The organism is Paludibacter jiangxiensis (assembly GCF_001618385.1).
In the GTDB taxonomy this organism is placed as follows: domain Bacteria; phylum Bacteroidota; class Bacteroidia; order Bacteroidales; family Paludibacteraceae; genus Microbacter; species Microbacter jiangxiensis.
Genome location: NZ_BDCR01000004.1, coordinates 1,039,193 through 1,060,019, shown reverse-complemented (window position 1 = coordinate 1,060,019; position 20,827 = coordinate 1,039,193). Strand labels below are relative to the sequence as shown.

Sequence of the window (20,827 nt, the reverse complement as noted above, 5' to 3'; positions counted from 1 at the left end):
TGTTAGGTTCGGGGTTGATATGCTTGTTTGTCAACAAGCTTAATCCAAAACGTTGATGAATTTAGCCAGTTCTTGTGCCGGATTATCGTCTTTCATAAAGGTTTCTCCGATAAGAAATCCTTTGAATCCTGCCGCCCGTAATTCCTTGATGGTGTGGGGATCACTGATTCCGCTTTCGGATATTTTCAGGTATCCGTCGGGTATTTTTTCTCCCAGTTGAAAAGAGGTTTCGACGTCGGTTACAAACGATTTTAGATTGCGGTTGTTGATGCCGACGATGTCAATATCGGGTGTAATATATTCGAGTTCTGGTTCTTCGTGAATTTCGAGCAAAACTTCCAGTCCGAGGCTTTTGGCTTCCTTGGCAAGTGAAGCGCACGATTTTTTGTCAAGCGCAGTTGCTATGAGAAGAATTACGTCTGCTCCAATGGTTTTGGCTACATGCAGCTGATACGGGTCAATGATGAAGTCTTTTCGAAGTATGGGGATGTTTACTAAAGGTCGAGCTGTTTGCAGATCTTTTAGTGAGCCTCCGAAAAACGACTCGTCAGTGAGAATGGATAACGCAGTGGCACCTGCTTTTTCATATCCAGAAGGTATTTCAGTTGCGTCTGCGTCCGGGTAAATCCATCCTTTTGAGGGAGATTTGCGTTTGAATTCAGCAATAATGCCTGTTGATGAGGTCTCCAACGCTTTCTTTAGCGATAGGTGGGAACGGTTTATTTTATTCAGTGATTCAAGATAGCCGTTCTCTTTTCCGGTTGCGACTTCGAGTTGTTTCTTTGCGATGATAGTTTCCAGAATGTTCATAATCATAAGTGTTGGGTGTTTGTAGCTTGGTATAGATTTAGGTTGGTCTATTAGTTTTGGTTATAATTGTTATATTTGATAATTACAATATTAATCATTTAAATCATGTATTATAAATATAGAATGAAATCACAAAAAATCACAATTGAACAGTGATGATGTTTTAACTGTTCAAAGCTACAAATTTTTTCAATATTTTCAATGCTGCTCCACTTTCTACCGATTTTTTTGCCTGATCAATGCACTCTTCTATCGAAAGCTCAGGATTAATCGTCTGTATAGCGAATGCTGCGTTGACGATGACTGTGTTTTTCTGTGCCGGAGTAGCCGTGTTGTTAAGTACATTATCGAAAATTTGGGAGGCATTTTCGGGAGTTTTCCCTCCATCGAGCGCTTCTTGTGCAATTCGTTCAAAGCCGAGAGACTCTGGAGTGTACATTTTTTCTCCGGATTTGGTGATTACTTTGAAGTCACTGGTCAATGAAATTTCGTCATATCCGTCAAGACTGTGCACGATAGAGAAATCACCGCCGGTTTGCTGGTAGAGGTAATAGTAGAGACGTGCCATTTTCAGATTGAATACCCCCAACATGTTGCGTTTTGGTTGAATGGGGTTCACCAACGGGCCGAGTACGTTGAAAAAGCTGCGTACCTGTAAGGCTTTGCGCACCGGCGCCACGGTTTTCAGTGCCAGGTTAAACATTGGTGCATGAAGGTAGGCGATGTTCGTTTCTTCGATGGAACGTCGCAACCGGTCGTTGTCGTTGGTGAATTTTACTCCGTGTTGTTCCATTACGTTGGAGGCTCCGCTTACCGAGGTGGCTCCGAAGTTGCCGTGCTTGGCCACTTTGTAGCCGGCTCCGGCCACTACAAAGCAACTCAGTGTCGAAATGTTGAAGGTGTTGTGGTTATCGCCACCCGTACCTACGATGTCTATGGGGTTGTATTCGCTCAGGTCAACCGGGACGCGCATGTCAAGCAGGGCTTCGCGGAATCCGATCAGTTCGTCGACGGTGATGCTGCGCATTAGGTAAACGGTAACAAAGGCAGCAATCTGAGCTTCGCTGTATTTGCCTTCGGCCATGTTGGTCAGTACGGTTTTGGCCTCTTCGCGGCCAAGGTACTGGTGTTCAAAAAGGCGGTATAGAATTTCTTTCATTGCTTTAAGTTTAATGTTCAAAGTTTAATTTTGAACGTTCGATTGGCATATTTTTATATTGTCAGATTGTTAAATTGCGGGGCTTTCAACCAGTTGGCAATCAGAGTTTCTCCCAGCGGCGTGAGTACCGATTCGGGATGGAACTGAACGCCGCGAACATCGTACTCCTTGTGTCTTAATGCCATAATGGTTCCTTCGCTTGATTCAGCAGTTACGCGGATGCATTCGGGCAGACCGTCACGGCTCACAATCCACGAGTGATAACGCCCGGCATCGAAGGTGGTCGGCATATCGTCGAACAGCAGATCGGGATCGACCACGTGTACAGGCGTGCTTACTCCATGAAACACCTCTGAGGTGTTTTCGAGCGTTCCACCGAAGCTTTCGGCAATGGCCTGATGGCCCAGACAAACGCCCAGAATCGATTTGGTCGGTGCATATTTTTTTATCAATGGTAACAGAATTCCTGCTTCCGAAGGAATTCCGGGTCCCGGTGAGAGAAGGATTTTATCGAAACGATCCACCTCTTCGAGTGCGATTTTGTCGTTGCGGATTATCTCCATGTTGGTGTAGCCCAGTTTACGAACGGCATGTACCAGATTGTACGTGAACGAGTCGTAATTGTCAAATATCAGTAGTTTTTTCATTGCTTGTTTTTTTTAGAGCAAAGACTAAAGAATATTGCTTTTAATATGTTCTGCATGTTTTTGCAGATTAAATTTTCACATTCTCAAATCTTCAAATTTTCAAATTAATTTTTCAACGTTGCTGCCATGTCGATAGCGGTTTTCAGTGCGCCGAGTTTGTTGCTTACCTCCTGTCGTTCGCTTTCGGGTACCGATTTGGCAACGATTCCGGCTCCTGCCTGATAGTAAAGCGAATTGTTCTTGCTCAGGAACGTACGGATAGTAATTGCCTGGTTGATATCACCGTTAAGGCCGATGTAGCCAATACAACCTCCATAAATACCACGGGTGGTCGGTTCTATTTCGTTAATCAATTGCATGGCGCGTACTTTGGGTGCTCCCGAGAGCGTTCCGGCCGGAAATGTGTCGGCAAAAAGCTGTATCGGATTAACGCCTGGTAGCAGTTTTCCGCTCACACGCGAAACTAAATGAATGACATGCGAATAGAATTGTACCTCTTTGTAAATTTCCAGTCCGACTTCCGAGGTGTTGCGGCTCAGGTCGTTGCGGGCCAGATCTACCAGCATCACGTGCTCAGCGTTCTCTTTTGGATCTTTAAGTAGCGCTTCGGCCAACTGACGGTCTTTGTCGTCATCGCCCGTACGGCGGAAGGTGCCGGCGATGGGGTCGATATAGGCCTTGCCGTTTTTGATCTGAACGTGCGTTTCGGGCGAAGAGCCGAAGATACGGAACGATCCGAAATCGAAATAAAAGAGGTAGGGCGAGGGATTGATGGAGCGCAGTGCGCGATACACCTTGAAGTCGTCTCCGGCAAAAGGTTGGCTGAAGCGGCGAGAAAGGACAATCTGGAACGTATCGCCGCGTTTGCAGTGCTGAATCCCTTTTTCTACCGACTGGCGGTAATCTTCGTCACTCATATTCGAACTTTCGGTGCCGATCGGTTCGAAGTTGTACGATGCAAAATTGCGGTTGTCAAGCAATCCGGCTACGTCGTCTATCTCGCTTTGTTCACCATCGAAGAGGTTTTCGATAATTTCGAGTTCGTTCTTGAAGTGATTCACCACGATAATGTATTTGTAAAGAATGTAATACATGTCGGGAACCTGCGCTTCGTTTTTGTCGGGAACAATGTCTACTTTCTCGAAATAACGGACCGCGTCATAAGCCGTGAAACCGAAAAATCCGTTGAAAGGTAGATGGTTATTGTTCTCCTTGATCTCAAATGATTTGACGAAAGCATTCAGGTGTTCGGGCAGCGGATAGCTGTTATCGATTTCCTTGCGAACGATCGTTCCATTTGGATAATATTCCGAAATGGCTCCGTTTTCGACAATGAATTTCGCCGCGGCGCGCAGTCCGATAAACGAGTAGCTGTTTTCTCCTCCGTGGTAATCCGAGCTTTCGAGTAACACCGATTCCGGGTAAATATCCCTTATTTTCAGATAAATGGAAACCGGAGTGTGAAGATCACCCAACAGTCTCTTTGAATATGTTCTGATATTTGTTTGCATAAGTATGTCGTTATTTTTGATTGGCAATGTAAGTTTCCATATCCTTGTCTCCGCGTCCCGAAAGGTTGACTACCACCACATCGTCGGGTTTGAAGGTCAGTTTTTCGAGTGCCGCCAGGGCGTGAGCCGATTCCATTGCAGGAATGATGCCTTCTATTTTGGTGAGCAAAAATGCTGCTTCCAGCGCTTCGTCATCGGTAATGGCGAGTACAGTCGACCGTTTTGTCTTAGCCAGATAAGCGTGTATTGGTCCGATGCCCGGATAGTCAAGACCAGCCGAAATGGAGTAGGGCTCTTCGATCTGTCCGTCTTCGGATTGCATAATAAGCGTGCGGCAGCCGTGGATAATTCCTTCGCGTCCCAAATGAATGGTGGCGGCAGAGTAAGGTGTGTCGATCCCTTTGCCGGCAGCTTCTGCTTCGATCAATTTTACCTTGTCGTTGTGCAGGTAGTGATAAAATGCGCCGGCAGCGTTACTTCCACCTCCCACACAGGCAACGATATAGTCGGGATAGTCGCGTCCCTCGTGTTCCAGCAACTGTTTTTGCATCTCTTCGCTGATTACCGATTGCAGGCGGGCAACCATGTCGGGGTAGGGGTGCGGACCGATGGTGGAACCGATCACGTAGTAGGTATCCTCAGGGTTGCAGCACCAGTCGCGGATGGCCTCGTTGGTGGCATCTTTTAAGGTTTTGTTGCCACTGTGCACGGGTACTACCGTTGCTCCCAGCATCTCCATTTTCTGAACGTTGAGATGTTGGCGTTCCACATCGAGGGCGCCCATGTAGACAAAACAAGGCATGTTGAGCAGTGCACAAACTGTTGCGGTGGCCACCCCGTGCTGACCGGCACCGGTTTCGGCAATGATGCGGGTTTTACCCATGCGGCGGGCCAAAAGTACCTGACCCAGCGAGTTGTTGATTTTATGTGCCCCGGTATGGTTGAGGTCTTCACGTTTGAGGTAGATTTTTGCGCCGTACTTTTCCGACAACCGTTTTGCTAAGTAGAGTGGAGAAGGACGACCCACGTAGTCGCGCATCAGACCGTTGAACTCTTCCTGAAATGAGGGGTCGCTAAGAATTTTCAGATAGTTATTCCTCAGATTTTCAACATTGACATGGAGAATTTCGGGGATGTAAGCTCCGCCGAATTCGCCGTAGTAACCGTTTTCATTTACATCGTAGTTCATAGTTTTGAGTCTGTTTTGCATTCGAAATACACGGAATTTGCAGAAAGAAATTGATTGATAATTCTGGTTTTCGTTATGCTTGTATTTGTATTTTGAAATATTTTCAGGGTTTGTCTGTCAGTTCAGTGTTCTCTGTGTGCACCATTTTTGAAAACAAAAAAAGCCCGTCGTGATTGCGACGGGCTTTATCTTTTTACCTAATAATGATATTTAGTGTTCAAACAGATATGCGACGATGCTACTCACGACTTTTTTGAAGTTGTAAGCGCCACCACCAAAATTTATTTACTGCTTGAAATGACATACTTTCGTTGTTTCGTGAGGGCAAAGGTAGAGTTATTTTTTGAACCGACAAATAATTCGTCGGAAATTTTTCAAAAAAATTACTTTTTGCTGTTTTATTGCGTGTTTGGGTGTTGATTTGAAAGTCGTATGACATGTGGATAATACGACTGCCGATTTGCATTATTGCTTTTTTGCCTTTTCCGGTACGGCCAATACAGCTTCCAAAGCCGGTTTAGGAGTCTTGTCGCGCCTATAGAGCAGAGGATAATTGATGCGGCCTGGAACCGGGTAGTCGTTTTTCCACGACATGCCGTCGTGCAATCCCCACACGGTAACGCGGTCTATCTTGTCGCGTTTGTTGTAGAAGATGCCGAACAGTTCGGCATAGCGGTCGGCCAGTTGCTTCTCCACATCGGCGGGGAGGCCGTTGCGATACGGATCAAGGAATGCTTTGAACTCTTCGTGTTGCCATTGTGGGTCATTCATTATTTTGCCGATCAACTGTCCCTCTTTGGTGATGGGCAATACATCCACATCCAGTTCGGTTATCATCACCTTCACGCCCAGCGTGGCAAAGGTATCGATGGCCGCTTCGATGTATTCTTTTTTGGGGAAATTAAGTCCCCAGTGGCCCTGTATACCGATGCCGTCGATGCGGATTCCCTCTTTTTTGAGCATACGCACCATGCGGGCAATGCCGTCGCGCTTTGACGGGCGCCACACGTTGAAGTCGTTGTAATAGAGCTCGGCATCCGGCGCGTATTGGTGGGCAAATTTAAAGGCCAGTTTCATCAGCTCGTCTCCGTTACCGATGGCGTTTACCCAGGCAGTGGAACGGTAAGCTCCGTTTTCGTCTATCTGCTCGTTGACCACGTCCCACGCGTTGATGCGGTTTTTATATCTTCCTACTACCGTGGCAATGTAGCTGCGCATCTGTTCCACCATGACGTCGTGCGACCTCGGGTGTCCTGCTGCATCCTTGAAAAACCAGTCGGGCGTTTGGTTGTGCCAAATCAACGTGTGCCCCACAACAAACAGGTGATTGACTTCTCCCATCTTGACGAAGGCATCGCCCGGTGCAAAATTCCAGACATCCGGAGTTGGGTGCACGGTCTCGGCTTTCAGTACGTTTTCGGGGGTAATGGCGTTGAACTGCTGAAGTACCAACCGCCGTGAGATAGAGTCAGAACCCCTGACGATCGCATCGTTGACGGAGCAGCCGATTTTAAAAGCGCCTTTGTAGGCATCTTTCAATGTCGGAGTAGTTTTGGTGCCGGTTTGAGCGGTGATGGTATTGGCCAGCAATAGTGCGCAGGCGATGTACAGTAGCGTCTTTTTCATGAATGGGAGTGGATTTTCGGATGGTTGGAAATGAAAGTGTCTCCCTGCAAAAATACGAACTTATGCGACTATTGCCAAACGGAGTTCCGACTCGCATTGCTGCATCATCTTTTAGTCTTGCCTTTCAGGCAAATGAACCTGAGAATATGTACATCCGCAGGTCTTCGACCTACGGTTATGAAGATTCGACTTTTCAAGTCATTTGCTTCTGCGTTTGTAGCGCTGGCGAATGTTATTCCTATGGGGTGATACGAGTTTCGACTTTTCAAGTCGTTACCGTCTGTATGTTGCTGCAGGGTGTTTGTCTATGGTCTGAAAGACCGGATTTTCATAACCGCGGGTCGCAGACCTGCGGTAGAAGGCAACCCTCAATTTCTGCCTGTAAGGCAGGACTGCATCACTCTTTCAGAAAGTAACGCTCATCGATCTCCACACCGTTTTCTATCAAAAAACTGCGAAATTCTTCTTCGAATGAAACCGATTTGTGGTGTTCTTTCTGGTTTTTGATATAGTTTATGATAGTTTCCTTCTCCTTCAGATTGTATGTAAAGCCGGCAAAGCTAACCGCCCAGCCTTCAAAGTGAGGAAAGTTCGGGTTCTTAGCCATCCATTTACTGGAGTACTCTTTCAATTCTTTCATAAAATCGGATAGTGCAATGGTGGGATGCAGGTCTATCAGTAGATGGATGTGGTTGGCTGTGCCTCCAATACGATACAGCGTCGATTTTTTGTTGTTGATAATGCCCATAAGATAGGCGTATAACTCCTTCTCATGGGTTTCCGGGATGGTGTTTTTACTATCTTTTGTCCGAAATACGATGTGGTATAATAAACGTGTGTAACTCATGGGGTTAAATATTTGTCTTGCCTTTCAGGCAAATCAGTTTGGTATTCTGTTCTTCCGCAGGTCTTCGACCTACGGTTATGGAAATTCGACTTTTCAAGTCATTTGTGTCTGCTGCTGATGATAGATAATGTTTGATTTTCAAGTCATTCGCTTCTGTGTTTGTGTTGCTGACGAACGTTATTCCAAAGTCTGAAAGACTAGATTTTCATAACCGTGGGTCGTAGACCTACGGTAAAAGGCTGAAGCACGACTTCTGCCTGTAAGGCAGGACTTTATTCCGTACTTAGTTTCATGAAATGGGCACGCTCTAGAAAAGCGCGCCAGCAAAAATCTGAGCTGTCAGGGAATACGGTTTAACGGATGAAGCTATAAGCAGTTGGGGACTTCGTGGACGCTTTCCTATCAACCGAGCAGAAAGCATGCAAACGAGAGCGACGCGCGCCAAACCACTTAAACTCCAATTGTTTATGAGTATGTGTTGGCAACTGGCGTTTATTATTCAAATATTGGTTTTACATAATCAATCAGAGACATTCTTGCTCGCATAAATCTGAAAATTAGATTCATAATTACACCGTTACAGTCCTCAACTTGTACTGGTTTATTAAGTTCAAACATTACAGGTTGCTCCTTTCCTCCTTCAATTGCTATATTATCAGCATAAAAATATCTTCTAGGCGAATCAAGAATTGGGTTTAATCTACCTTGTAAACCGTTAATATAGCATGTGCTACTACAAATAATTGAACCAATATTTTCAACAGACTTTAATGTTATTTTCAAATCTTCAGTTGTATCAAATTGCTCTAATATTGCGGACGAATATTTAGGATGTGCCACTAGAACAGAATATAATCTCCTTGTTACAACATGAAAGTTAGCATTCCCTTCTTTATCAGTAGTCGCGTTTAAAGTTGTTCCATTATCTGCAATTAAACATACTTGGGCGCTCTCTACTGGATTATTATCAGACATTACAGTTAATCTTATGTTCTTCGGTTCTGTTTTGGGAATTGTAATGATTGTAGACAAGGCACTACGTATATTCTCGCTCGGTATAGTTCCTCCGCTGAATATGAGTTTTTTCTCAATAATGTAGACAAATTCTTCAGGAGTTTTATTTTGAAGACTTATATATCCAGTTGTTGGTAAAACTCCAGGTATTTCTGTATCATCAAATTTTGCAGGAAGTACATATTCTGAGCTTTCTTGAAAAGCTCTTGCTTGCATAGATTGCCTTTCATGATTTGGCCATAATTTTTTACTATAATCTTTGGAGATAAACATTATTGTATATCTCGCTTGATTCATGTAAACATCAGAAAGATAATCATATAAATTTTTACCCCATAGATTTGCTTCTTCAAATTTGTCATAGAAAGTTGATATTCCTTTTTGATTTAAAATATTAGCAACTTGGTCTACATATTCTCTTTGTTCTCCTGCAAATGAAAGGGCTATATCAAATTTGGTTTGTCTCATTATATATTAAATCTTATCATGTCTATTCTGCGGTTTCTTACGCTTGTTGCTAACAAAATATATGTGCAACTTACTCGTTATTTGTTGCACATATCTCTTATAGTGGATATATGCAATACGTGCATCAATTGCTATATATTCATAGTACAAATGTAGGAAATCTTTATGTAAAAATAGTTGAATTAACAGGTAGGGCAGCACGAAACGAATAAAAACAAAAAAGCGAACCATTTTCATGATTCGCTGATTGGGGATTGTGTAGAGACGTTGCATGCAACGTCTCTACGGTGTACGGTTGGTTGCGTAACGCTTACTGAATATTTTCCCGTACTTTTTTTAGGTAGGCCTTCATGCGGTCGGCGTCCTTGTGTTCGATAATGTCGAGCAGATTACCGAGCTCTTCGCGGATGTTGGTCAACTGTTCCGGCGTGTAGGGGTTGAAGAGTATCTCCTGCAGCAGGTAATCGTCTTCCGACAGCAGTCCGTGGGCAATGGCCAGATGGCGCTTGAAGGTGGTGCCCGGCGCTTCCTGGTGCTTCATCACCGAGGCGAATACCAGTGTGGAAGCAAACGGAATGGAGAGCGAGTAGGCCGTTGTTTCGTCGTGTTCGCGGAAGGTGTATTCAAAAATGTTCAGTTTCAATGAACTGTAGAGGTCTTTGAAGAATACCTTGCCCAGGTGGTCGGACTCGGCAATGATGATGGCGCTCTGCGTGGAGAGGTCGCTCAGGCTTGCAAAGGTGGGGCCGAACATGGGGTGCGACGACACGAAACGGAAACCGCAGTTCTGGTAAAATTCGGGCAGTCCGGTTTTTACCGAAGCAATATCGGACAGTATACAATTCTTAGAAAGAAAAGGCATGACGTTTTTAAATGCCTCCAGCGTGTGTTTGATGGTCACCGCATTGATAACCAGTTCGGGATCAAACTCTTTGATTTCCTCCAATTGCGACATGCGGATGGTGTTGTAGACAAAACGCAGGCGCTTAGGGTCGGCATCGTATACCGCCACTTCGTGCTGAAAACTCAGTACGTCAGTAAAGAAGGAGCCCATCTTTCCGGCTCCGAGAATCAAAATGCGCATGATAGTAGTGATAAGTGATAAGTTGTAAGTGATAAGTAAATCGGTTTGTAGACCGACTTATACCTTATCACTTACCACTTACAACTATGATTTTTATTTTTTATTGATCAGTTCGAGCTGTACCCGTACTGACTCTTCGTGGATGGCTTCGAGTACGGTTTTCATAAATTCGCCATTAATATCCATGCTTTCGGCCTGAGCGATACGGTCTTTCAGAATTTCGTCGTAACGAACTGTCTGTAGAACAGCCATGTTGTGCTCTTTCTTGTAAGTTCCGATTTCGCGCGACACACGGAAACGTTTTGCCAACACTTCCAGCAACTTGTTGTCCAAATCGTCGATCTGACGGCGGAGAATAGACAAGTCTTCGGTGGTCTGGTTGGTTTTGCGAACTACTAAGTGTGTGAGGATTTCGGCCAGTACGTCGGGTGTGATTTGCTGGTTTTTATCGCTCCATGCGTCGTCGGGCGTACAATGTGATTCGATGATCAAGCCCTCGAAGTTGAGGTCGAGCGCCTGTTGCGAGATGGAAGCGATCAGTTCGCGACGGCCACCAATATGGCTCGGGTCGCAAATGATGGGCACCTCGGGCAGACGACGGCGCAACTCGATGGGGATGTGCCATTGGGGTGTATTGCGGTAGATGGTTTTGTCGTAGGTGCTGAATCCGCGGTGGATAGCCCCCAGGCGGCGGATACCTGCGTTGTAGATACGTTCTAATCCCCCGATCCATAACTCAATATCAGGGTTGACCGGATTTTTAACTAATACAGGGACGTCCACTCCTTTCAATGTGTCGGCAACTTCCTGTACGGCAAACGGATTGGTGGTAGTGCGGGCTCCTACCCACAACAAGTCCACTCCGGCTTTGAGCGCTTCTTCCACATGTTTGGCGGTGGCTACTTCGGTGGCGGTCAACATGCCGGTTTCCTGTTTTACGGTTTGCAGCCAGGAAAGCCCCTCGCTGCCAATGCCTTCAAATCCACCCGGTTTAGTACGGGGTTTCCAAATGCCGGCACGAAATATTTTAATGCCTTTTGAGGCAAGTTGTTTAGCCGTTTCCACGGTTTGTTCTTCTGTTTCGGCGCTACAGGGGCCGGCAATCACCAAAGGACGGTTCTCTTCGGTAATCGGTTCGAAAATTGGTTGTAAATCCATATCGTTCAATTTATTATTATGATTCGTTATTTTAGGAAGTACTCAGTACGCAGTCAGCAGTACTCAGTAAATCTGCTTCTATAGTGTTTTTTGTTATCTGAATTTTTCGGGATGAGACATCATGTAGCCAATTAAATTGCCTACTTGTTCGTATTGCTCAATGTATTCTTTGAATTCTTCTTCCGTAATGTATTGAAAATCTTTTGCAAAATTAAGCCATATCAACGTTTCCGTACATTCGCCGTCCGCATCCGAAAGTTTTGATATAAAATGCTTTTCGTATAGTCGTTTGCGATACGCTTCGCCAATGTTTGTGCAAACAGAGCGGGAACTCCTTCGAATCTGATCGGTAAGAGAATATTGTTCCTCTTTTGGAAATTGTTTGCTTCGTTCATAAATATCTAAGGCTAAACGATATGCCATTTGATAGGCTTTCAACGATGTTAGATTTTTAAACATAAGTTGAGTGTTATGATGTCGGCACTGCGTACTGTTTACTGTGTACTGAGTACTTTGCAGATGCGTTCCAGCGATTCTTCCAGCATTTTTTCGGTGGCACAGAGTGACAATCGCACATAGCGATTGCCCTTATCGCCGAAGATAAATCCGGGTGTCACAAATACATGCGCATTGTACAGTACTTTGTCGGCCAGTTCGCCTGCATCTTTGTATTGGTCAGGGATTTTACCCCAAAGGAACATGCCCACCTGTTTGGGGTCAAAGGTACAACCCATTTGTTGCATTATCTTCTCTGCAATAACCCGGCGTTTTTGGTAAACCTCAATATTTTTTTCGCGGTGCCACTCTTCCGTATTTTTCAATGCTTCGGCAGCGGCCACCATCATGGGGCGGAACATGCCGGAGTCGATATTGCTCTTCACGCGCAGAATCCATTCGATAAACTGAGGATTGGAGGCCACCAGGCCCATACGCCAGCCCGACATGTTGTGCGATTTGCTCATGGAATTGAGTTCGATGCAAATATCTTTTGCCCCTTCGGCAGCCAACAGGCTTAGACGGTTTTCGTTGAGGATGAAGCTGTAGGGATTGTCGTTGCAAATAACGATGCTGTGCTTTTTGCCGAAGGCTACCAGCTTGTCGAACAGCTCTTTGGTGGCCGGTGCACCGGTCGGCATGTTGGGATAGTTCACCCACATCAGTTTTACATTGCTCAGATCGAGTTTTTCGAGCGCTTCAAAATCGGGTTGCCAGCCGTTGTTTTCGTCCAGATAGTAACTGATGACGTTGGCTTCGGCTAAGCGGCTTACCGACATGTAGGTCGGATAGCCCGGATTGGGAACCAGTACGCCGTCGCCCGGATTGAGAAATGCCAGCGAAATATGCAGAATGCCCTCCTTCGATCCGAAGAGCGGTTGGATTTCGTTTGCCGGATTCAACTCCACACCGAACCATTTTTGATACCAGTCGGCGAAGCCTTTGCGCAGCTCGGGAATACCGATGTAGCTCTGATAACCATGAACATCCGGTTTGAGCGACTCTTCATTCAACGCCTTGATGGTGTTTTCGGAAGGAGGCAGGTCGGGTTTTCCAATTCCCAGACTGATAACGTTCTTGCCTGCTTTGTTCATTTCGTCTATTTCGCGAAGCTTTTTCGAGAAATAGTATTCGCTGACGGTGTTTAACCGGTTGGCCGGCTTGATATTTAGTGACATATGTTGTTTATTTACAATTTATTCATTTACGATTTACAATTGAAATCGGGAGTTTCAAGATTTCAGACTACATTTCCAAATTTTCAAATCTCCAAATTCCTAAATTAGATTGTCTGTTCTCCTTCGGCGTATTCGCCCAAAATCCTCAGTTTCTTGGTCAGTGGAATAATGGCATCAAGCGATTGGCGGTATCGGACGAAGTCGTTGAACTTGACATCGATATAAAAGAGGTATTCCCATTCGTGACCGACAACCGGTAATGACTGTATTTTGGTAAGGTTGATGTTGTAAAAAGAGAGGATGGTGAGAATTTTGGAGAGGCTGCCCTCTTCGTGAGGCAATGAAAAAACGAGCGATGCTTTGTTCTTTTCACGGTCTCCGGCCAGTTTGTCGCGCATAATTTCGTTGCCGATAATCAGAAAACGGGTGAAATTATGCTTGTTGGTCTCAATCCCTTTTGCCAGAATCTCCAGTCCGAACAGTTCGGCGGCATATTTGCTACAGATAGCGGCTTGTCCCATTGCCTTTTCCTCCGATATGCGGAGCCCTTCGGCAGCAGTATCTTCGGCTTCCACGTGCTTGATATGTGGATGAGCTGCCAGAAACTCTTCGCATTGCAACAATGCCATGTAGTGAGAATGAACCTCTTTGATGTCGTCGATGGTTTGTCCCGGCATAGCCACCAGATTGTGGCGGATGCGAAGCTTGTGTTCGCCGATAATGGTCAGTCTGCTTTCTCTCAGTAAATTGTAGTTTGGAAGCAAGCTGCCTGCAATAGTATTCTCAATTGCCACGATGCCCACCATGGATGCGTTTTCTGTCAGACAGGCAAACAGATCCTTGAATGTGGTGCAGGGTACCAACTCGATGTTTTCTTTACCGAAATAACATTGTGCGGCAATGTCGTGAAACGAACCTGCAATCCCTTGAATAGCTACTTTTACCATATGAGTTATAATTAAAAAAAAATCCCGCTGTGTGAGCGGGATTTTTGAACAACCTTAAAATTGATTACTTATGGTTAAGACACAAACTCCCGCTCTTACTTTGGCTAAAAAAGTAAAAGTAAAAAAAGTAATATGAGAAATATTGTGTCATCAACAAAATCGTTATGTTTTCGGGTGCAAAAGTAGGAATTTATTATAAATCCACCAAGAAAAACGATAAATATTTTTCCTGTGCCTGTTTTTATTTTATAATTGAGCAAATAATCGAACCTTATTATCCTTTTAGAGGAATGAAAAATGCAAGATTTGTCTTAAAAAGTGAGCAATTGCAGAACAACCATATATATTAAATTGTAAATTTGTCCAAGTCAACGGATCTTGATCTCAAACTATAAAATATTGAAATATAATGTATTCTAAATTTCAACAACATCTTCAGAGCGAACTTTCTGCCATACAATCGGCCGGGTTGTATAAAAATGAAAGAATTATTAAATCGGCTCAGGGAGCTGAAATAGAGGTGAATGGGCATAAAGTGCTCAACTTTTGTGCTAACAATTACTTAGGGTTGGCTAACAATCCGCAATTGATTGAGGCGGCAAAGCAGGCTTTTGATGCCAGAGGTTACGGAATGGCCTCTGTTCGTTTTATTTGCGGCACGCAGGATACTCATAAAGCCCTCGAAGCGAAGATTGCTCAGTTCTTCGGTACGGAAGATACTATTTTGTATGCAGCCTGCTTCGATGCCAACGGCGGCGTGTTTGAACCTCTGCTGGGCGAAGAAGATGCAATCATCTCCGATTCTCTGAATCATGCTTCCATTATCGACGGAGTACGTTTGTGTAAAGCGCAGCGTTTCCGTTATGCAAATGCCGATATGGCCGATCTTGAAAAACAGTTACAGGCAGCGCAATCGTGTCGTTTTCGTTTGGTGGTTACCGACGGCGTTTTCTCTATGGATGGCAACGTGGCTCCGTTGGATAAAATCTACGAACTGGCAAACAGGTACGATGCCATGGTGATGGTGGACGAGTCGCACTCTGCTGGCGTGGTCGGTAAAACAGGCAGAGGAGTAACTGAACGGTTTGATCTGCGCGGTAAGGTGGAAATCATTACCGGTACGCTCGGAAAAGCTTTCGGTGGTGCTATCGGTGGCTTTACAACCGGCAAAAAAGAGATTATCGATCTGTTGCGTCAACGCTCGCGGCCGTATCTCTTCTCCAATTCGCTGCCGCCTTCAGTAGCTGCGGCAGGCATCAAAATGTTTGAGATAATGGACGAAACCAACGAATTGCAGGATAAGTTGCATGCCAATACCGACTATTTCGTGTCGCGCATGAAAGCTGCCGGCTTCGATATCAAGCCGACCGAATCGGCCATTTGTGCGGTGATGTTGTACGATGCCCGCTTGTCGCAGGAGTTTGCAGCCAAAATGCTTGAGGAAGGCATTTATGTAACCGGATTCTATTATCCTGTTGTGCCTCAGGGTCAGGCTCGCATCCGCGTACAGGTGTCGGCTGCGCACAAAACCGAACACTTAGACAAAGCAATCGCTGCGTTCACCAAGATAGGAAAAGAACTGAAGGTAATTTGAGAATTTAATTTGAAAATTTGAGAATGTGGAAATTTGAAAATGGAATCTGCAATCTTGAACAGAAACTCAGAGAGGCTGAATTTGAAATCAGAGATCTTGAAATTTCAGATTCCAATTGTAAATCGTAAATGACTAAATCGTAAATACATGAAGGCTTTAGTAAAACTTCATCCCGAAAAGGGAATCTGGATGGAAGATATTCCCATGCCGCACGTGGGTATTAACGACGTGCTGATAAAAATAAAGAAAACGGCTATATGCGGAACTGATCTGCATATCTACAAATGGGACGAATGGTCGCAGCAAACCATCAAAACCCCGATGACCATTGGACACGAATATGTGGGCGAGGTGGTCGATAAGGGGCGCGGGGTGCGTAATATCCAGATCGGCGACCGGGTGACCGGCGAAGGACATATTGCCTGCGGACATTGCCGTAACTGCCGCCGGGGCAAACTGCATGTGTGCGAAAATACCATTGGAGTGGGAGTAAATCGCGACGGCGCTTTTGCTGAATATCTTTCGCTTCCGGCTCAAAATGTGGTAAAACTCGATCACCGTATTACCGACGATATGGCAGCCATCATGGATCCGTTCGGTAACGCCACACATACGGCCCTGTCGTTCCCCTTGTTGGGAGAAGACGTACTGATTACCGGCGCAGGGCTGATCGGTTCGATGGCTACAGCTATTTGCCGTTTTGCCGGCGCCCGCAATATCGTGGTGAGTGATTTGAGTGAATACCGCCTTAAGATTGCGAAGAAAATGGGTGCCACGCTGACTGTCAATCTCTCTCAGGGAGAAACCATTGAGCAGGCTGTGAAAGACCTGAAGATGCACGGGTTCGATATCGGACTGGAGATGTCAGGATCACCGGCAGCTTTCAAGAGTATGGTCAATAATATGTATAACGGTTCGAAGATTGCGTTGCTCGGAATTCTGCCTAATTCCACCGCAGCCGACTGGAATAAGATTATCTTCAAAGCGTTGACATTGAAAGGTATTTATGGGCGCGAGATGTGGGAAACCTGGTACCAGATGGAGCAGATGCTGATTACCGGCATCGACCTGACTCCGATTATTACCCACCGTTTTTCAGTCAATGATTTCCAGAAAGGTTTTGATGTGATGGAAAAAGGCGAGTGCGGAAAAGTGATCCTAAACTGGGAATAAGTGATATGAACAGAAACGGGAGAGTGATAACATTCTCCCGTTTTTTTTACAGCACAATGGGTATTCTGAATTCTTCTTCCGAATCGGGGTCATTCCCTTTGTATTTGTCTCCCATGACGGTGATGTGGGGGCGGTTGTCCGGTTTATATCCTGACGCGGGAAGCCATTCTTGGTAAATATATTGTATTGTAGGTTGTGCTTCATTGGCAGCTCCTTTATATGCAAAGCAGGCGTAGAGGCCGGGAGGTACGATATAGGAATCCATGCCAACCGGAATATTTTCAAAATCGGTAACTTCAATCGCAGCCCATTTTTCAAACGGAGTCTCCTGTGTAAATGATCCGTCAATCAGAGGCTTGCCGAATAGCTGCATCGAAATCAGATCCGGATTCAGAGCATTTGAAATTTCTTTTCTTCGGGGCATTAATGATCGCCATAATTCAAATGTTGTATCGTTGCTCAGTGTCATTGATCTATGTATGCCGATCAGCTTCTTTTCTGGAATTGTTTTAATGACGGGGTCTATTTTATAAGTTGTCATCAGATGATGTTTCGGGTTTTGAACGTTGATTTGTTGAAAAAGGGCCTGCAAATATACTACATGTTTTTACAGGGAGTACGCATTTATAAGCTTAGCTAAAGAAAGGTGCTTGATTTTCAAGTGTCGCTAAGCCAGATAAGGATTGTTTTTTATTCATAAATAAACCCCAAAGTTTTTTGTCCAAACTTTGGGGTTCACTTCAATTTTCCGGGACTTGTCTATTTAATGATGAGCTATCGGATCCGGATGTCCGTCCGGATCACCGATGACTGTACCATCAGTTTTAATTTCTCCCAATAACAGAAGACCGGTGACATGCGGAGTTGCCATTGAAGTACCTGAAAGTGTTGCATAAGAACTTCCTTTATAAGTGGAATAAATAGCAACGCCTGGAGCACAAAAATCTACCACCGATCCATAGTTGGAAAAATAGGGCCAGGTATCGGTTTTATCCATGGCTGAAATGGTATAGATGTTTGAACCTTCGACCCGTGCCGGCGAGTGATTGATGGCATCGTCCGACTCATTACCAGCTGCAAGAACAAATTTCACTGCGGAAGAAGCTCCTATTACAGCTGCGTCTAATGAGGTTGATACCCCTCCTCCCAGACTCATATTGGCCACATCGCCGCCTTTGCCATTTGCACCAACATAGTTTACTCCTGCAATTACACCGGAAGTTGTTCCGCTACCGCTTTTGTTCAGTACTCTGACAGATACCAGTGTGGCTCCGGGAGCTACTCCAACCACTCCGATGGTGTTGTTTTTTGCTGCCACAATACCCGAAACATGAGTTCCGTGACCGTTTTCGTCGGCAGCGGAGGCCGATTTGCTCAGAAATGCGCGAGATCTGGTTTGATCGACGTTCAGATCGGGATGGGTGAAATCAATGCCTGTGTCAATTATCCAGGCAGTCCCTGAAATTGTGGCATTGATTCCTCCACCAACGCGTGTAATTCCCCATGGCGTTTGTTGTGGCGGTTGGTTTGTGCCTCCTCCGCCAGGTTTTCCTTGCATTTCTATGGGTGAAAGTGCAATGATTTTATCTGCTTCCACCCATTTTACGAGTGAGTCGATTTCCATTTTCTTTGCCTGTCCGGGAGCCATTTTTACGGCGAATCCGTTGATGGAGGATTCGTACACTTCTTCAATGTCGCCTGAAATTCCGTATTTCTTGAGGAGTCCGTAGGCTTTTGCTTTTACACTGGCATTACGAGTGGGAAAATCTGCAGCTTGCAGGTTGACCTTCTCTTTGAATACCACGATGTACTTATTGGCTACATCGAGCGCAGTGATGGAAGACGCATCCGTCTGATCGATGAATGCAACGTCTGTTTTAGTTGTGCATCCTGCCATAAACATTCCGGCTATGCACAGAATGAGATAAAAGTTGTGCTTAATCATTGTGAAATCGGATAAAAGTTGATGAGAAATAACCGAACGGAAAGAAATACGCGTGGGTCAAATGAATGACAAAGAGCTGTTTGCTTTTAAAAATTTAAATGAGTGTATTTGACTGGTTTCATGATTGAGGCTTGTCGTAAGCATAAAATCCACAACCGCTCTTGACTCCCAGTTTGCCTTCCGCAATATATTTTTTAAGCAATTCACGCGGACCAGTAGGCAAAGCAGGATTGAGAGCAGCATAATGTTCTTCGATTTGAAGCACCACATCCAGACCAATTCGATCCATTTCGCGAAATGGCCCGATGTCAACGCCGGTATTTACGTAAAAGATGCGGTCGACATCTTCGGGTGTTGAGACTCCGCTGGCCACAACTTCCAGACATTCACGTTTGATTGCGGCCCACACCCGGTTGAAGATGAATCCCACGCTCTCTTTTTGTACATGAAACGGAACCAATCCCCCGTAGTGAGGTAAGAGTTTCATTAAGGTGATTATAATGTTCGGATCTGTAACGCCACAACTCATAATTTCGACCACCTTTTGCAATGGAGGCATATAAAAGTGGGTATTCACCACTCTTGTGCGACCAGATTCGCTTACCTCTGAAATAAACTGGCTACTTGGAAAAGAAGATGAATTGCTGGCCAGAATTGCATCCGGAGCAGTAAGCTTATCGAGCATCCCGAATAGCTTGATTTTAAGATCGAGTTGTTCAGGTATTGCTTCAAAAACAATCCAGGCATCTTTCACCGCTGTGTCAATCGTGTCAGATAAGATAATTGTGCCTTTACTTCCTTCCTGAGATTTTTCCAGTAAATCCGGAAGATGTTCCTCAATAAAGGTCTTTGCGTTACACCGTTGTTCTGCAGAATTATCCACCAGTCTGATTTCTCCTCCCTGAGTAGCCATCATCAAGGCAATGCGCATTCCCAGTGTTCCTGCGCCGACAATTACAATGGGTCTTTCTTTGTAATTTATAGGTAATGAATACATTGTGATAATGTGTAGTGGTGATGTACTGCAAGAGCAAAAGGAGACTACAACTCATTGCTGCGATTGGAGTCTGTTACGGAACGAGATAGTAGCGTTTTTCAACAATATGCCTAATACTACGGTCATTAATCCTCCCGGAATGGGAATGATTCCGGAGGCAATTCCTTTTATCGACTCAACATTTACGCCGCCCCGGATAACCGGAATGAAATGGGACGGATCTTTTTTTGAAGGAACTTCGTTGACCAGATTTGAATAGATGTCGATGATAAATACTCCGGGTTTAAGCCATTCTGTCCGAACGTATTCGGGTGATTTGGTGACCACAACCAAAACGTCGGCTCGTTTGCAGTGTTCAATCAGGTGGGCAGAGTTTTTATTCACAAAAGTAACGGAGCTGTCAGCCGGTAGTGATTTGAGTATTGCCGTGCGTGCAACCATCCTTACAAGCGGGTTTTCAATGAACTCGTTATCCAATAACAAAACCCATTCCGCATCTTTTGGCAAAGCTATTTGATTGTTTTGCAGGATAGCTTCCAGTGCACCCGGAAGACACATGGTATATTTGTTGTCCAAAGCATCGGGCATAAGAGTCGCCATCATGTTTAAGGGATGAAATCCTTCCACTTCTTTGTCGGGATTTACCCTGTTGATGACCCGCAGTGGATTTAGGTGGAGTGGCAGTGGTTGCAATACAAGAATCGCGTCAATTTCCGGATTGGCATTCAATTTGTCAATGGCATCAAAAAGCTCCTCTTCTGTTATCTCGTCCGGTTTTATTTGGGTTACTACACGAAAACCTGCATCCTGGGCAGCTTTTACATGCAGAGGAATTACATATTTAGCCAGAGGAACATCTCCGAAACCGATGAAAGCAATGCCGGGAGTTTTATTGTATTGTTGCTTTAATGAAGCAATGTCAGCCTTTACTTCCGTGAAAATGAGATTTGGAAGCACTTCATCTTTAATAATCAGGGTGTCCATG

Annotated in this window: 19 protein-coding genes; 2 read left to right on the top strand and 17 right to left on the bottom strand. The window is 45.0% G+C overall.

Annotated elements, in window-relative coordinates; translation table 11 throughout:
* Nucleotides 1-39: 39 nt before the first annotated feature.
* The 13 genes from trpC to PJIAN_RS14420 all read right to left on the bottom strand — a co-directional run bounded on the left by trpC (nucleotide 40) and on the right by PJIAN_RS14420 (nucleotide 14,133).
* Nucleotides 40-813 carry an indole-3-glycerol phosphate synthase TrpC gene (gene trpC, locus PJIAN_RS14490; protein WP_068706513.1) on the bottom strand — a complete coding sequence of 258 codons (774 nt, stop codon included), beginning with the start codon at nucleotides 811-813 and terminating at the stop codon, nucleotides 40-42.
* A gap of 160 nt (nucleotides 814-973) precedes the next feature.
* The gene (gene trpD, locus PJIAN_RS14485) at nucleotides 974-1,969 is read right to left on the bottom strand and encodes an anthranilate phosphoribosyltransferase (protein WP_068706314.1); all 996 of its coding nucleotides are present in this window, start codon (nucleotides 1,967-1,969) and stop codon (nucleotides 974-976) included.
* A 53-nt stretch (nucleotides 1,970-2,022) separates the two neighbouring features.
* Nucleotides 2,023-2,616: an anthranilate synthase component II gene (locus PJIAN_RS14480; protein ID WP_068706312.1), complete on the bottom strand. Its 594-nt coding sequence runs from the start codon at nucleotides 2,614-2,616 to the stop codon at nucleotides 2,023-2,025.
* A gap of 104 nt (nucleotides 2,617-2,720) precedes the next feature.
* Nucleotides 2,721-4,127: an anthranilate synthase component I family protein gene (locus PJIAN_RS14475; RefSeq protein WP_068706310.1), complete on the bottom strand. Its 1,407-nt coding sequence runs from the start codon at nucleotides 4,125-4,127 to the stop codon at nucleotides 2,721-2,723.
* A gap of 10 nt (nucleotides 4,128-4,137) precedes the next feature.
* Nucleotides 4,138-5,337, bottom strand: coding sequence for a tryptophan synthase subunit beta (trpB, locus tag PJIAN_RS14470; protein WP_068706308.1), 1,200 nt, complete (start codon nucleotides 5,335-5,337; stop codon nucleotides 4,138-4,140).
* A gap of 444 nt (nucleotides 5,338-5,781) precedes the next feature.
* Nucleotides 5,782-6,942: an endo-1,4-beta-xylanase gene (locus tag PJIAN_RS14460; protein WP_068706304.1), complete on the bottom strand. Its 1,161-nt coding sequence runs from the start codon at nucleotides 6,940-6,942 to the stop codon at nucleotides 5,782-5,784.
* Nucleotides 6,943-7,339: 397 nt separating this feature from the next.
* Entirely contained in the window at nucleotides 7,340-7,789 is a 450-nt protein-coding gene (gene tnpA / locus PJIAN_RS14455; protein ID WP_068706302.1) for an IS200/IS605 family transposase, read from the bottom strand.
* A 495-nt stretch (nucleotides 7,790-8,284) separates the two neighbouring features.
* The gene (locus PJIAN_RS14450; protein WP_201787364.1) at nucleotides 8,285-9,271 is read right to left on the bottom strand and encodes a toll/interleukin-1 receptor domain-containing protein; all 987 of its coding nucleotides are present in this window, start codon (nucleotides 9,269-9,271) and stop codon (nucleotides 8,285-8,287) included.
* A gap of 310 nt (nucleotides 9,272-9,581) precedes the next feature.
* Complete coding sequence (locus PJIAN_RS14440; RefSeq protein WP_068706294.1) at nucleotides 9,582-10,355, bottom strand: prephenate dehydrogenase; 774 nt, start codon at nucleotides 10,353-10,355, stop codon at nucleotides 9,582-9,584.
* Nucleotides 10,356-10,448: 93 nt separating this feature from the next.
* A complete protein-coding gene (locus PJIAN_RS14435; protein ID WP_068706292.1) occupies nucleotides 10,449-11,513 on the bottom strand; it encodes a bifunctional 3-deoxy-7-phosphoheptulonate synthase/chorismate mutase type II in 1,065 nt (354 codons plus the stop codon).
* Between the two features lie 93 nt (nucleotides 11,514-11,606).
* Nucleotides 11,607-11,972: a four helix bundle protein gene (locus PJIAN_RS14430; RefSeq protein WP_068706290.1), complete on the bottom strand. Its 366-nt coding sequence runs from the start codon at nucleotides 11,970-11,972 to the stop codon at nucleotides 11,607-11,609.
* 35 nt (nucleotides 11,973-12,007) lie between these two features.
* Nucleotides 12,008-13,186 (bottom strand): pyridoxal phosphate-dependent aminotransferase, encoded by a 1,179-nt coding sequence (locus PJIAN_RS14425; RefSeq protein WP_068706288.1) that lies wholly within the window; start codon nucleotides 13,184-13,186, stop codon nucleotides 12,008-12,010.
* 104 nt (nucleotides 13,187-13,290) lie between these two features.
* On the bottom strand, nucleotides 13,291-14,133 hold the full coding sequence (locus PJIAN_RS14420; protein WP_068706286.1) for a prephenate dehydratase: 843 nt from the start codon (nucleotides 14,131-14,133) through the stop codon (nucleotides 13,291-13,293).
* A gap of 409 nt (nucleotides 14,134-14,542) precedes the next feature.
* Between PJIAN_RS14420 and kbl the strand changes: the two genes are divergently transcribed.
* Nucleotides 14,543-15,727 carry a glycine C-acetyltransferase gene (gene kbl / locus PJIAN_RS14410; protein WP_068706282.1) on the top strand — a complete coding sequence of 395 codons (1,185 nt, stop codon included), beginning with the start codon at nucleotides 14,543-14,545 and terminating at the stop codon, nucleotides 15,725-15,727.
* 147 nt (nucleotides 15,728-15,874) lie between these two features.
* Nucleotides 15,875-16,900: an L-threonine 3-dehydrogenase gene (tdh, locus tag PJIAN_RS14405; protein ID WP_068706280.1), complete on the top strand. Its 1,026-nt coding sequence runs from the start codon at nucleotides 15,875-15,877 to the stop codon at nucleotides 16,898-16,900.
* Nucleotides 16,901-16,946: 46 nt separating this feature from the next.
* Here the strand turns inward: tdh and PJIAN_RS14400 are convergent, their stop codons facing one another.
* From PJIAN_RS14400 to PJIAN_RS14385, 4 genes are all read right to left on the bottom strand, one after another.
* Nucleotides 16,947-17,441, bottom strand: coding sequence for a GyrI-like domain-containing protein (locus PJIAN_RS14400; RefSeq protein WP_068706512.1), 495 nt, complete (start codon nucleotides 17,439-17,441; stop codon nucleotides 16,947-16,949).
* A 222-nt stretch (nucleotides 17,442-17,663) separates the two neighbouring features.
* Complete coding sequence (locus PJIAN_RS14395; RefSeq protein WP_068706278.1) at nucleotides 17,664-18,845, bottom strand: S8 family peptidase; 1,182 nt, start codon at nucleotides 18,843-18,845, stop codon at nucleotides 17,664-17,666.
* A 118-nt stretch (nucleotides 18,846-18,963) separates the two neighbouring features.
* Nucleotides 18,964-19,842 carry a 3-hydroxyacyl-CoA dehydrogenase family protein gene (locus PJIAN_RS14390; protein ID WP_068706276.1) on the bottom strand — a complete coding sequence of 293 codons (879 nt, stop codon included), beginning with the start codon at nucleotides 19,840-19,842 and terminating at the stop codon, nucleotides 18,964-18,966.
* A gap of 51 nt (nucleotides 19,843-19,893) precedes the next feature.
* Nucleotides 19,894-20,826 (bottom strand): tetrahydrofolate dehydrogenase/cyclohydrolase catalytic domain-containing protein, encoded by a 933-nt coding sequence (locus tag PJIAN_RS14385; protein WP_068706274.1) that lies wholly within the window; start codon nucleotides 20,824-20,826, stop codon nucleotides 19,894-19,896.
* Nucleotide 20,827: the final 1 nt, after the last annotated feature.